Source organism: Paraburkholderia sp. RHO2, from assembly GCF_050955445.1.
Classification (GTDB): domain Bacteria; phylum Actinomycetota; class Actinomycetes; order Mycobacteriales; family Mycobacteriaceae; genus Prescottella; species Prescottella agglutinans_A.
In genome coordinates this window covers 169,578-182,150 of record NZ_CP162618.1, presented here as the reverse complement: position 1 = coordinate 182,150, position 12,573 = coordinate 169,578, and the positions used below count along the sequence as shown (strand labels likewise).

Sequence of the window (12,573 nt, the reverse complement as noted above, 5' to 3'; positions counted from 1 at the left end):
CTATGGTCCGATTCTGGGGCGGGGCAGGGCCGATGGGGTGTCGCCTGGCCGCGCTCGTACGTCCCGTCGTCCTTGCGCGTGGCCTCGGTGGCAATGTGTAGCCGCCTCCCCGGCATCAGGGTTGCGCTCGCGTGGGGCGGGGCCGGATCACCACTAGTCCGGCCCCGCCCGCCCCCTCTTCCCTCCCCTCGGCACCGCTTCGCGGCGCCGCGTCATCGCACCTGATTGAAGCCGGTCTACATTTTCACCCCAGAAACCGGCCAGCTGGTATGCGACGAGCTAAGCATAGCGGCAGAGGGCGTCGAGGCAAAGCCGGCGCGAGAAGTTCGTCCTCTTCTGTTGATTCGGAACAGATTCCGACGAAGAGGGTATTTCGCCGGGGCGTCTGGCCTATAGTCCGCGTTCGGAAAGCCGGTCGGCTGGCATGTTGGCAGGGGGGCGTTGGATGGGTGTGGTTCTGAATTTTCAGTCAACGGTGCCGAGGCGGTTCGTGCACCGGCAGGCGATCGCGGAGGTGTATCTCACCGATTGTGTGCCCGTTGGTGACGGCCGGTTCCTTGTCGGGGCGCAGTGGCCACGGCTGCATGCCTTCTACCGGACCTGCTCGGAGCGATATGACACGATGCTCCTCGCGGAGACGATACGGCAGTGTGCGATCTACCTTGCGCACGTCCGATACGCCGTACCGCTGGCCTACAAGTTCACGATGCAGAGGATGCGGGTCGAGTCCAGTGTGGACCTGCTCACGATCGGGTCACGCCCGGCAGAGGTCACCATCGATACCCGAGTCACGGAAACGGCTCGGCGCAACGGAATTCTCTCGGCGTTCACCGTGACGTTCGAGTTCCGTATGGGCGATGTGACGGTCGGTCGCGGTTCGGCCGCGGCGAATGTGTTGTCTCCGTCCGCGTATGAGCGTGCGCGGTGGCAGGGGAGCGAGGCCCGTGTGATCGGGCTCGCGCCGCAGCCTACGCCCGTTCACCCCGACGCGGTGTGTGTGCCGGATCCGCGAGCGGTCGTCCTGGGAGCGCACCCTGCGGGCGCGGGGGGCGGAAAGTGGTTGTTGCGTAGCGATCTGACGCACCCGGTGTTGTTCGATCATCCCCTCGACCATGTGCCGGGTGCTCTGATTCTCGAAGCCGTGCGTCAGAGCGCCCGGCTACGGTTGGGTCAGCCGTGCGCGGACGTCGAGGTCATCGACGTCAGCTTCCGTCGGTTCCTCGAGCTCGACGAGCCCACCACGGTGACGGCCCGAGTTCGGGAAGACGACGATGCCTGGGTCGATGTCGAGTTTTCACAGTGGGCTGAGGTCCACGCGTTGGGCAGTGTGCGGCTGGCGTTGCCGGCGAAGACCCGCGATCACGCGCTGGCCGGAACCCAGCGCGCATGACGGATGGTGTCGATCTTGCGGCGACGCCGCGGTGGGACGATCGTGGCAAGCACGAAGGTGAGCATCTGGTCGATACGGGCGTCGAGGTCGGCGCGTGCCGTGAGCACGTTCGAAACCAGCTGGACGCCGGTGAAGGCGGAGATGATGTAGTAGGCGAGGTCGGCTGTGTCGAGGGTGTCGAGGACGTCGCCCTCCTCGACTGCGGCGCGGAGCATCTGCTCACAACTGGTGATCCAGTCGAGGTATGGCTTCCGCGGCCCGGCCACCGCGCTCAGCTCGAGAGTCAATCGGATACCGGCACGGACGAAGGGGTCGTCGACCATCTCGCGGCCCATCTCGTAACACAGCATCACGATCTGTTCGAGGGCAGGTGCGGCGGTCGCGTTGATCGCCTTGACCGCGTTCATCGCAACAGCGTGCTGCTCCTCGATGACAACCGCGGCCAGTTCGTCCTTGGACTTGAAGTGGAAATACAACGCACCCTTCGTCAGACCGCAGTGATCGACGATATCCGCCAGAGTCGCGCGCTCGTATCCTTCCCGATCGAACATCTCGGCCGCGCCCTTGACGATTTGCTGCCGGGTTGCGATCGCTCTCTCCTGCCTGACCACCGTGTTGAATCCTCTCTTTCGTCGACTACCGATCGGACTGTCTCATGACCGACCATCTGCTTGCTGAGTCGCGCCGCAGCGAAACCGATCTGCGGCACAACGAAATAGCCTCGATGGAACACACTTGCATGGAACAAGAAGACTGGCTACGTAGTATCGCAGTAATAGGGTCATCCGGTTTCATTGGCTCTGCCACTCTACGGGCACTGGCCCTGTCTGGCTGCCGAGTCACAGCCGTAGTACGAACGCCACCCCACGTGCAGCATGCCGACGTTCGCTACGTCACCGCTGACATCGCCGAACTGCGATCACTGGTCCACGCCCTCGAGGGCGTGGACGTCGTTGTCCATGCCGCCAGCTACACGGGTCCCGATGAACGACTCTGCGAGACGGTCAATCTGACCGGCACCGACAACGTGATGACCGCCGCAGAACTGCACAAGATCGAACACGTCATCAACGTCAGCACCATCGGGGTCTACGGACCTGGGCCGTTCAGGAACGTCGTCGAAGACACCCGCGCACCACACCCGGTCACCGCACTGAGCGCAGCCAGAGCCGCTGCCGACGAACTCGTCCGCGCCCGCGGGGGAACCACCGTCCGTCCGGGGTTCGTGTACGGACATGGCGACAGGTGGTTCCGGCCCGGCCTGGAGAGCATCCTCGCCAGGACACAGGCATGGATAGACCACGGCTCTGCGCTGCTCTCTGTGATCGAGGTCGACGAACTCGGCGCGCTGATCGCGGAGCTGGCGCTGAGCTGCTCCACCCCTGACAAGGGTGCATTGTTTCACGCCGCACACCCCGAGCCAAGAACGGTGCGCGATATCGCAGTCCAGTTGGCTAACAAGGGCACTGCTCTACCAGTCGACAGCTGCACCTACGCCGAAATACTGTCCCGCGCCGCGGATCTCGGCCTGTCCGCTCGTCAGATCGACCTCGTCGGCCGCGACCACTCGATAGACGCGAGCAAGGTGTGGGATAGAACTCGGAGACCCCCTAGCCGCCCGAGTGCAGCTCCCGTCGCTCTGGATCCCGGTGTGCCCTTTGCATAGGGCGCGCAAGACGACCTTGGACAGGGGTAAGCCGCACCACGGTCTCAGGCTGGCTGGACTAACCCAACTCTTCCAGCGATCGATCCGGATCGCTTCACCGACGGCGTTCGCGCGGTGCCGTCAAGTCTGCGGCCGAGCCACTTTGTGTGCGTGAACGAGCGCGCTTCGAATCGGGCTGTCGCTGGTGGCGGACTTCCTGCGACCGGACGCGGATAGGGTTTTCACCGCTGCTTCGGGTGCTGGTATGCCACCGCAGGACTAGTAGGACTTTGTTAGGTCTGTCACGGTTGGGTGTGGGGTCTCGAGTTTCGGCGTGATCTTCGAGACGATGATCGGGTGGATGCCGCAGCCCTGTCCGAGGTCGATGAACGTCTTGATTCCTTTGTCGGTGAGGTGTTCTCGTCGTTGTTGCGTAAGGACAGGCTGGCGACGGCAGGGGTGTACACGCGAGGATTGATGCTCAGTGGTGAGCGCAAGTCGATGCAGCCGATGGCGGCCCGACTCGGTGTCGATCATCAGCGGTTGCAGCAGTTCGTAACCACCTCCCCGTGGCAGGTCGAACCGGTACGGATGGTGCTCTCACGCAAGGCGTGCGAGCTCATCACACCGGACGCGTGGGTGGTCGACGACACGGGGTTCGGTAAGGACGGCGATTCCTCTCCATGTGTGGCCCGGCAGTACTCGGGCACGTTGGGCAAGGTCGGCAACTGCCAGATCGCGGTCAGCGTGCACGCCGCGTCCGACGACGCGTCGTGCCCATTGAACTGGCGACTGTTCGTGCCGCAGAGCTGGGACGACACCTGCGCCGACGACCCGGACGCCGCGGGCGTCGTCGCGGCTCGCCGGAAGAAGTCAGCGATACCCGACGAGGAGCGGCACCGGCCGAAATGGGAGATGGCAGTGGAGATGATCGACGAACTGATCGCCTGGGGCCGTCCCCAGCCCGATGTCGTGGTCGCGGACGCCGGCTACGGCGAGGGCGCACAGTTCCGCGCCGCACTCTCCGACCGCGGTGTCCCCTACATGGTGGCAGTCAAAGCGGCGACCGGCGTCTACCCGGCCGACGCCCAACCCGAGACCCCGCCCCGGATCGGCCCCGGCCGTCCTTTCACCGCCCGCTACCGGGTGCCGAAGTCCAGCTGCAAGGACATGGTGGTCGCCGCCGGACCGGATGCGGCACAGGAGGTGTCGTGGCGACGCGGCACCAAGACCACACCCGGCAATCCTGACGCCGTCATGCGCTCTCGGTTCGTCGCACTACGGGCCCGACCAGCCGGCCACCGAGTGCCTCGCGCCACCGACGGATCGGTCGAGCAGGTGTGGCTGCTTGCCGAATGGCCCATCAGCGCAACAGAACCCACCGACTACTGGCTCTCCACCCTGCCCGCCGACACCCCGATCGACGAGCTCGTCCGCCTCGCGAAACTCCGCTGGCGCATCGAACACGACTACCGCGAACTCAAAGTCGCCCTGGGCCTCGACCACTTCGAAGGCCGCTCCTGGATCGGTTGGCACCACCACGCCACCCTCGTCACCGCCGCCCACCTGTTCCTGACCACCCTGCGACTAACCGACCCAAAAGCCGGTGGGCAGGGCTGACCCTCTACGGCATCGTCCGCGAACTCCAACGCGTACTTGCCCGTTGGATCGGCACCTGCCCGATCTGTCACCACACCTTTCCGACCTAACAAAGTCCTACTAGAGCGTGTCTCCTATTTGGTGAGGGACCTCGTTGTGACAACACCCGCGTGGTAGGTGAGGACGAGTGTGTAGTGCGGGTGGCCGGCCCGCGATATCGCTCAAGTGTGGTGCCGCTGCAGCCGGGATTGCTCTCGGTGCGTCGCTCGCTTCTGCCACACGCGGGTTCAGCTCGCCGACAGAGTGATTGATGGTGCTACGGGTGCACTGGTACGACTCGGCCCGCAATGGCGTCCCCGACGCACGACAGGAGCGCATCGGCGAGCTGTCGAAGGTCAAGCTTCGGCTCGGCCGGTTCGGGGTCAATGGCGAGCAGAAGGGGGTCGATCTTCGCATCGGCCTCGACCTTGTGGCCTACGAGTTCTTCCTCGTCTCGAGCAGCAACGACCTCGACGAGGCTCAGGTCCACGGGGTCCAGGTCGTCGTGCGCGCCGTGCTGACCGTCGACAGTAAACTCCCATGGAGTGAGCCGGCGCCTGATCCGAGCCGCCGACGAACTCCACAGTCTCGACGGAGAGACAGTCGATGCTGCAGTGATGAAGGTCGACCGCCAGCCACCACTCGAGCCGATCACCCCGGAACCGACACCCGAGCCTGCTCAGCCCGCAATCCCGGCGCCACGCGCAGCCGTCCGGACCCCTCTCGATCTCGCGTCCATTCCACAGAGCCCGGCCGCACCACGTTCGACGAAGGTGCTTGCCTACAGCGTCCCGACCGGCTCGCCCGGACGGGTGCTACCCGGATACGACGAAGGCAGCGAGCAGGATCACCTGATCGACGAAGTCGCCCTGCGGGTCTTCGTATCGTTCCAGGAGAGCTACCCCTGACGACAAACTGGAACTCCAGCGCGCAAGGCCGCGACATCGGCCGTGCACTGCTGCTCGACGCCTCCGATGTGATGGAGAAGTACGACTTGGACGAAGGGATCCAGTACCCGGTTGCGGGCACGCCTCTGGGAGAAGTACGACCAGAACTGAGCCAACCACCCTGGTGGAACCGGCGTCAGCAGCGTGGGCCGATCGGCCCAACCAGCGAAAACAATAAATTGTACTCCAGTGCAAAAGTAAAGCCCTGAACTTTGGTCTACAAACCGCCCCGGACTACAGGCTCCGTGCTCTATCGTGGCGATCACGGGCGAGTAACCGAGCGGGGGCGAATGGTTACGACCGTGTCAGGCCTGGAGCTCTACGTCATAACGAGGGGAGACGACAACTGATATGTAGAGAAGCTTTGTCAAGAGGGCATGGTGAGGCGCCGCCGGGGAGCGACCCCGACGGCGCCTCGTTGCTTCCTCGCCCGAGCCGTGTGGTGAGCGTGTCGGTGGGCGACGCGCGGTCAGTCTGATATGCGCGGGTTGGCTACCGCAGGACGGTGTTTCGGCTGGATCGCATCCGCGTGTCTAGAGTCGAGCGTCGACCCGGCAGGGTCTGCTCATAGTTGTGTCGCGGGTCGATCCACGCGCTGCTACCACCGGCCCGGGAAGGAAGCCGATCAGGTTGGACGGTCAGTCGTCCATGACCGCCAACGACCAGCACCAACCGGCCAGCTCGCGGGCGATCGCCACGTTCGCCACCGTCGAGCGCTTGCGGCGTTCGAGGAAACCCACCCAACGCTGGTGCAGGCGACGGTTGCCCTCGTCCCCACGGGCCCGGGCGGCTGCCGGCGCCTGATCCCACCTCGAACGCATCACCGCACCGACGTGATACCGCGGCCGGTGGTGCCAGGCCGCCTCGACCAGCAGCCTGCGGGCGTGGGTGTTCCCGGTCTTGGTGATGGCGCCCTGCACACGTGACGGACCCGACGAGTACTCCGACGGCACCAACCCGACGAAGGATCCGATCGTGTTGCCGGTGAACCGATTCCAGTCCCCGATCTCCACCGCCAACCCGAACCCGGTCAAGGTGCTCACCCCACGCAGACAGCACATCCGGTGGACGGTCGGGGTGAACTCGCTCGCCGTGGCCATCTCCTCGATCGCGGTGTCGAGTCGCCGGCGCCGGGCCTGCATCGTCAAGACGTGGTCGTAATCGGCGTCGAACGCCATCCGCGTCGCGGGTGAGGTCAACTGCGGTGCCGCTTCGGTGCGCAGCCACCGGTCGTGCGCTCCGGTCCAGGCGGCGCCGCCGTAGTAGACGATGCCGTGCCGCAGCAGCAGTTTCGACAGGCGATGCCGCGCCCGCATGAGATCACCGCGGCAGTCTTCACGGGCCCGCACGAGATCGCGGGCCGCTTCCTGATCCGCGGTCGGGATCGACACCGAGGTGATCTCGTCGAGGCGCAGCAACCGTGCCAGATGCACCGCGTCCCGGGCGTCGGTCTTGACCCGGTCCCCGGGCGGTTTCTGCAGCTTCGAGGGTGCGGCGACCTCGCACCGGACCCCGGCGGCGGTCAACGCCCGATACAACCCGAAGCCGGTCGGACCGGCCTCGTAGACCGCCGCTGCCGGTCCCGGCAGGTCCGCGATCCAGGACCGGATGTGCTCGTAGGACGGGGTCAACCGGGCCGCGAACACCTCACCCGTGACACCGTCGATGGCCGCTGCCGCGACCGAACGTGCATGCACGTCCAGTCCAACGCTCGTACGCTCGGTAAACACCGGGGCCTCCCACAATTGTCGGATAGGCCGAACAGACAGGTTCGTCTGCTCGGTAACCCACGAATCTTGTGCGTGAGGCCCCGGCCCGCAAGAGCGGTCCACAGCCGGCCCTTCCGGGGCGTTTCTCGATCACTGCCGACCCGCCCGGCGCAGGCTGTCGATGTCAACGTGGAGCACGCGCAGCGCAGCGAGCATGAACGACGTTGACGTCGGCCCCGTGCCGGGCGCACCCTCACCGATCGAGGGGCGCCGACCTACTCGGGGCGAACTCACGACAAGTCGTGTGTCACTCCATACCGTCTAGAGTCGGAAGAGATCGCAGATAATTCGATACATTCCAGCACGCCTACGGTGTCGACGTGGGCGGCATGGATATTCTGCGAGGCGCTCACCTCGCCAGGCATTAACCGTTGCTGAACGAGATAGTACCGATGCCGCTACAGGCGAAATCGGAACCTCTTGTTGCACGTTCCCGGGAAGGAATGAAAGTTGTCCATTGACTTCGCGACAGCGTTCTCCGCGTTCGCCAAGGTGCTGATCGATACAGGGTTCAGTTCGTTGGGTGAACTCATGACCATGTCCGCTTGACGGACACCCCACTGAAAGGACTCCCATGACTTCACTTGCACAGTTGATGCCGATGGCAGCGCAGATGGTCTACACCCTGCTCATTTCGTTTCCCATGAAGGCATCCCTCGGGATCAACGTCTGACCGAAAGGTAGTACACATGAGCAAGGACCTCACCCTACTGTTCACAGGCTCAGGCATGACCGTTTGGGAAGGGCTGATTACGTTCCTCGGCGCCCTCATCAAGCCTCTCTAGAAACGGAGAAACGAATGCTGGAAAACCTTCTCTTCACCCTCCTCGGCTCGCTCGCGATGGCAGGAAATCTTCCGCTACTGGGAAGCATGATGGGCGCCCAGCAGATGAGCTGACGGCGGTCACGCTACTTCAAGTAGCTTTCGAATGGGCACCCTCGAGGCGTAGCTTTCGAGGGTGCCCATTTGCGTTTCATTGGGGATAATCAATCCCTCTCGATTGTTTCTCCTTTACGTGCAACGGGGCGAATATCTGTGTCATGCTCATTGGAGTCGTATTCGATCACGAACACGACGGCTTGCAAGCACTCGATAATCCTTCGACCGAACGGAGAAAACCTATGAGAACTCTCGCGAAGGTAGCAACGGTAGGCGCATCGGCCGCCGCCGCGGTCGTGCTGGGCATGGGGACGGCCGCGGCGGCCCCTGTCGTCGGTGGGGTGGGATCGGCCGTCCCGGCCTCGGTCAGTGTCCCGCCCGACTACCAGATGTGCGGTACCGCGTTCGTTGGCGCCGGCACCGGGACGTCGAACAACGCACTTCCGGCCGGCGCCCGAGCGGTCGGAGGAGTGCAGGTGAAGGGCGAGCTGTACCCGCTCGGGGCCACAACTCCGACCAAGACGTTGACCACGACGACCGCGGCCAACGGTACCTACTGCCTTACGGGTGACTCGTCGCTCGTGTCCACCATCACCGGCTTTGGGAAGGTCGTGCTGACTGTCACGCCCAACTCCTTCGCATGGGACAACGACAGCAACCCGAGCACGCCCGACGTCACGGTGACCTCGAAGGCGCCGTACGGCGGCACCGTCAAGCTGGCACAGTTTGCTGCACTGCAGGTCTCAGGCACGAACTCAGCCACTAACCTGAACATCGCCTTCAACTAAGTAGGCGACACGAAAAGGTTCTGTCCCGCCGGCTCCGAACCGGCGGGGCAGAACCTTCTCCAGATTAGAAGATCAAGGCCCACAGGCATACGTCCTGATCGAACGGTCGCCCTCGAATGTCTCCGTCTCACGACATGGCCGCCCGATTTCCCCGAAACGATGGGCAGCCGGGTGAGAGCCCCCTGGACGCCTTCGCCGTCACCTTCGAGGGACGCATCGCTCACCGACGCCGATCCAGATCCATCGGACACTCCTGCAACGAGAGGGCCGTGATGTACCAGGTGGTGGTGGAGATCCTCGACGATCTCGATGGGGGGAAGATCGAATCCGGCGGCGAAACGATCGATTTCATTGTGAATGGGGTCGAGTACTCGATCGACCTCCGAGACGAGAACGCGGCACAGCTACGCCGTCTGTTCGGCAGCTACATCCGACATGCCCGCCGTGTCGGTGGGCACAAGCGGTGGGCGGGGATGATCCGTGCATCCGGCAACGGGATGCACGACGTCCGTGAATGGGCGCGCGCTCACGGTTACCCGATCTCCCGCTCTTCCCGTGTCCCCTACGCCGTCCTCGCGGACTACGCCGCCACGCACCCCGTCTCGATGGCATGAGGTCCCGCGTGCGCCACGGCGACGGTGTCAACGTACGCAGGCCAGTTAGGCAAGGTCCGCAATCTGGGGCAGTCGGCGCGCGACACTGTTCAGTGTGTCGCTCACCGAGTACCTGACCGATGAGCAGTGTTCGCTGATCGAATCGCTACTTCCCACGTCCGACGGACATCGGGGACGCCCGTTCCGGGACAATCGTCGGGTCGTCGAGGACAGCGTCTACCGCTACCGAGCCGGAGTTGCGTGGCGGGATGGTCCTGCGGAGTTCGGTCCTCGGCAGACGATCTGGAAGCGGCACCGCCGCATCACCGGCGAACTCACCGCCGAGGGCCATACCGTCTCCGCGGCGACGGTCACCGCTCGGCGGTGTTCGCCCGAACCCTCGCTGGGCCTCCATCGCACTCCCCATGCTGGGGTGTTGTGACGACCACTAGAACCCAAGTGCTGTAGGGGCGGGCCTTGCTGACCGTTCTAGCGGAAGTGGTAGAACCGCAGGTAATCCGGACTGTGGATCGGCCCGTAGATGGTCATGCCGACACTACGATCCCCCGCCGCAGCCGCCAGATCGATGGATTGCTGGAATGCGTCGCCTGCGCGGATTCCGGGTGTGCCGTAGTAGACCTTCGTCATCTGCGGGTACAGCGGATTCAGCAGCGGACCCGCGACATGGACCTGCGACAGCGCCACCGCTTCCGCGTGATTCACTTCGAACGAGGTGCCACCCGGGACCGGCTTCGCTGCGAACGCCGACGCCGTGCCGGCGCCGAGTGCCATCGCCGCGCACGCCCCAGCGGCCGCGGCCGCGATCTTCACTGCGGTCTTCATAGTCACCACTCCTGGTACACGTCGACGAGGTTGCCCCAGTACCCGGGATCGTTCAAGGTGAACGCCATCGACCCGCCGCGAGCCACGGCCTCGTCGATCAGCTGCTGCGTGGAAGCGGACAACAGCGTCGGGTGCGTGTCGTAGATCGATCCGCCGCCTAGATAGATCAACCTCTGATCGCCGGGCACGACAGCGTCGATCGCGTTGCCCGCACCCACATCCCGCAGAACACGAGTCTCGTTACGGTCAAACGAGAGCCCCTGATGCCTGTCCCCTGAGAAGAGCTCAACGGCAGAAGCGGTTCCGGTGCCGAGCGCCTAGCGCCGCACACGCGCCCGCTGCCGTGACAGCGATCTTCAAAGTCGTCTTCATGGTCCCCACCTGGGAATCCTCCCTGTCCCCCGCCGCCACGAATCAGCGGCGGAACCTCGACATCATCACGCCGCCGAAACGAAATGCAATCGGACAAGCCGGTTTGTGAGGTGCGCCACGACCCTGCCGGCGCGGGCCGTGGTGAAGGCCACTGGCGGGCGCATCCCCACCGGTGGGGGCGGACCGAATCAACGCAGCGACCTTGGAAATCCCTACAGCATTCGGGCGGGGCAGGAACGAGATCTCGCCACCGTGCTCACAGCGCTGGTGACTCTCCGAGTTCGTCGTAGTGAACGGGGGAGTCCTCCGCAACGTATCCGGCATCGTGCACAGCACCAGGAACGAGAAGCGTGTCCTCGCTGCAGAACCGGTGCCTGTGGACGGTCCTCACCGCGTGCCTACAGTCGCGGCTGTAGCAGTTTCCTGACGGTAGGGCGGCCCGCTGCTCCTGTCCGGTTTGTCGGTGCCGCGTGCGACAGTCGTCCTCAACGAGATGCGGCCGAGCCCGAGGGTCGACAAGGCCGGCGCACAGACGGGAGGCACGGGACACAGGTGGGGGACATCGTTTCCGCGATCGTTCTGCTGGTGGTCGTCACATCGATGGTGTTGTCGGTCCGGAATTTGGCCCGCGGTCCCGAACGCCGCGCCGAATACCTGCAGACAGTGCGAGCCCTACGCTGGTGGATGGTGCCGGGAGCGATCGCTCAGATCACTCTCGTGGCCACCACGTTCTGGGCTCTGACCACCCTCGCGCCGTTCACAAAGTTCGGCTGGTGGGTCGCCCTCGGCGGAAGCGGCAACATCTCGCTCGGTCAGACGGGCAAGGACGGCATCGGCTGGACGATGCTGGCGGTTGCCGTCCCACTCTGCCTGATGCTGCTGGTGCCCGCTCTCGCTCACAATGAGGAGTCCATATTCCGGTCCGGTGCCGAAGGCTGGACCGTTGGTCGCCGGATCCGCACGCAGGTCACGTTCGGACTGATCCATCTGACAATGGGTATACCGGTGGCGGCCGGGTTGGCTCTCGTGATCAGCGGGTTCTACTTCGAGTGGGTGTACCTACGTGCGGTGCGACGTCACCGGTCGGAGATCATTGCCTTGCAGGACGTGCCGCCTCCCACCGAGGAGGCTTGTCCGACGCTACCTGTCGGCGCCCCGTACGACCCAGCCGAATGGGACCGGATCCAACTGCTCCGATCCGATATTCGGGCACGCAACAGGCAACGTCGCCTGGATTGGGAGGACGGTGTAGACGAGGAGTCCCGACGGGCACGGGAACAGCGGGCCGCGCTTCGGGTGCCGGCGGTATCGACGGCGGCCGCAGCCCATTCCACGTCCAACTGGATCATTTGCGCCGTGCTGCTCGTATTCGTCGTCTCCGAACTGCTCGCCGGCTGAGAACCGCGGAGAGATCACCCGCACCCTCCGTAACGTTCACCTGTCGTCCGTGTGGCGTGCACCAACGACAGCGCAGTCAGGCCGCCGGGCGTTGTGCGAGATCGCCTTGAGCGCAAAGGCTTTGTGCATTTCATATGCGCCTCGCCTCTGGTTCTACGTTGTCTTTGTCGCACGAAAATCGGCACCGTGACCCACGCAGACCCGGCTGGAGACACAGCTGCACTCACGCTGATCGACCCATCATCGTGACCAGTGGCCAACCTGTGAACCGTCATCGCCGGGGTCATTCGCTCTTGGACTTCCGCCCTGG

Annotated in this window: 11 protein-coding genes and 1 pseudogene; 8 read left to right on the top strand and 4 right to left on the bottom strand. The window is 64.4% G+C overall.

The window, feature by feature from the left end; all coding sequences use genetic code 11:
* Positions 1–424: 424 nt before the first annotated feature.
* The gene (locus ABTV10_RS25940; protein ID WP_499030801.1) at positions 425–1,390 is read left to right on the top strand and encodes a ScbA/BarX family gamma-butyrolactone biosynthesis protein; all 966 of its coding nucleotides are present in this window, start codon (positions 425–427) and stop codon (positions 1,388–1,390) included.
* On the opposite strand, the gene ABTV10_RS25935 is transcribed toward ABTV10_RS25940, so the two are convergent.
* Positions 1,360–2,001: a ScbR family autoregulator-binding transcription factor gene (locus ABTV10_RS25935; protein WP_499030799.1), complete on the bottom strand. Its 642-nt coding sequence runs from the start codon at positions 1,999–2,001 to the stop codon at positions 1,360–1,362. The two genes, ABTV10_RS25940 and ABTV10_RS25935, sit on opposite strands and share 31 nt — an antisense overlap.
* A gap of 44 nt (positions 2,002–2,045) precedes the next feature.
* On the opposite strand from ABTV10_RS25935, the gene ABTV10_RS25930 reads away from it, so the two are divergent.
* The 3 genes and pseudogenes from ABTV10_RS25930 to ABTV10_RS25920 all read left to right on the top strand — a co-directional run bounded on the left by ABTV10_RS25930 (position 2,046) and on the right by ABTV10_RS25920 (position 5,731).
* Complete coding sequence (locus ABTV10_RS25930) at positions 2,046–3,056, top strand: NAD-dependent epimerase/dehydratase family protein (protein ID WP_499035756.1); 1,011 nt, start codon at positions 2,046–2,048, stop codon at positions 3,054–3,056.
* 336 nt (positions 3,057–3,392) lie between these two features.
* Entirely contained in the window at positions 3,393–4,655 is a 1,263-nt protein-coding gene (locus ABTV10_RS25925; RefSeq protein WP_499035754.1) for an IS701 family transposase, read from the top strand.
* A gap of 289 nt (positions 4,656–4,944) precedes the next feature.
* Positions 4,945–5,731, top strand: a pseudogene (locus tag ABTV10_RS25920) (hypothetical protein).
* A 527-nt stretch (positions 5,732–6,258) separates the two neighbouring features.
* Here ABTV10_RS25920 and ABTV10_RS25915 read toward each other — a convergent pair.
* Positions 6,259–7,350 carry an IS110 family RNA-guided transposase gene (locus tag ABTV10_RS25915; protein ID WP_499035753.1) on the bottom strand — a complete coding sequence of 364 codons (1,092 nt, stop codon included), beginning with the start codon at positions 7,348–7,350 and terminating at the stop codon, positions 6,259–6,261.
* Between the two features lie 1,161 nt (positions 7,351–8,511).
* On the opposite strand from ABTV10_RS25915, the gene ABTV10_RS25910 reads away from it, so the two are divergent.
* The 3 genes from ABTV10_RS25910 to ABTV10_RS25900 all read left to right on the top strand — a co-directional run bounded on the left by ABTV10_RS25910 (position 8,512) and on the right by ABTV10_RS25900 (position 10,092).
* Positions 8,512–9,057 carry a hypothetical protein gene (locus ABTV10_RS25910; protein WP_499035752.1) on the top strand — a complete coding sequence of 182 codons (546 nt, stop codon included), beginning with the start codon at positions 8,512–8,514 and terminating at the stop codon, positions 9,055–9,057.
* Positions 9,058–9,329: 272 nt separating this feature from the next.
* Positions 9,330–9,671, top strand: coding sequence for a histone-like nucleoid-structuring protein Lsr2 (locus tag ABTV10_RS25905; protein ID WP_499035910.1), 342 nt, complete (start codon positions 9,330–9,332; stop codon positions 9,669–9,671).
* A gap of 94 nt (positions 9,672–9,765) precedes the next feature.
* Positions 9,766–10,092 carry a transposase gene (locus tag ABTV10_RS25900; RefSeq protein WP_499035751.1) on the top strand — a complete coding sequence of 109 codons (327 nt, stop codon included), beginning with the start codon at positions 9,766–9,768 and terminating at the stop codon, positions 10,090–10,092.
* Between the two features lie 47 nt (positions 10,093–10,139).
* On the opposite strand, the gene ABTV10_RS25895 is transcribed toward ABTV10_RS25900, so the two are convergent.
* Positions 10,140–10,493: a hypothetical protein gene (locus ABTV10_RS25895; protein WP_499035749.1), complete on the bottom strand. Its 354-nt coding sequence runs from the start codon at positions 10,491–10,493 to the stop codon at positions 10,140–10,142.
* 2 nt (positions 10,494–10,495) lie between these two features.
* Positions 10,496–10,711: a hypothetical protein gene (locus ABTV10_RS25890; protein ID WP_499035748.1), complete on the bottom strand. Its 216-nt coding sequence runs from the start codon at positions 10,709–10,711 to the stop codon at positions 10,496–10,498.
* Positions 10,712–11,417: 706 nt separating this feature from the next.
* Here ABTV10_RS25890 and ABTV10_RS25885 point away from each other — a divergent pair.
* Positions 11,418–12,263, top strand: a complete 846-nt coding sequence (locus tag ABTV10_RS25885) for a hypothetical protein (RefSeq protein WP_499028032.1) — start codon at positions 11,418–11,420, stop codon at positions 12,261–12,263.
* Positions 12,264–12,573 lie beyond the last annotated feature (310 nt).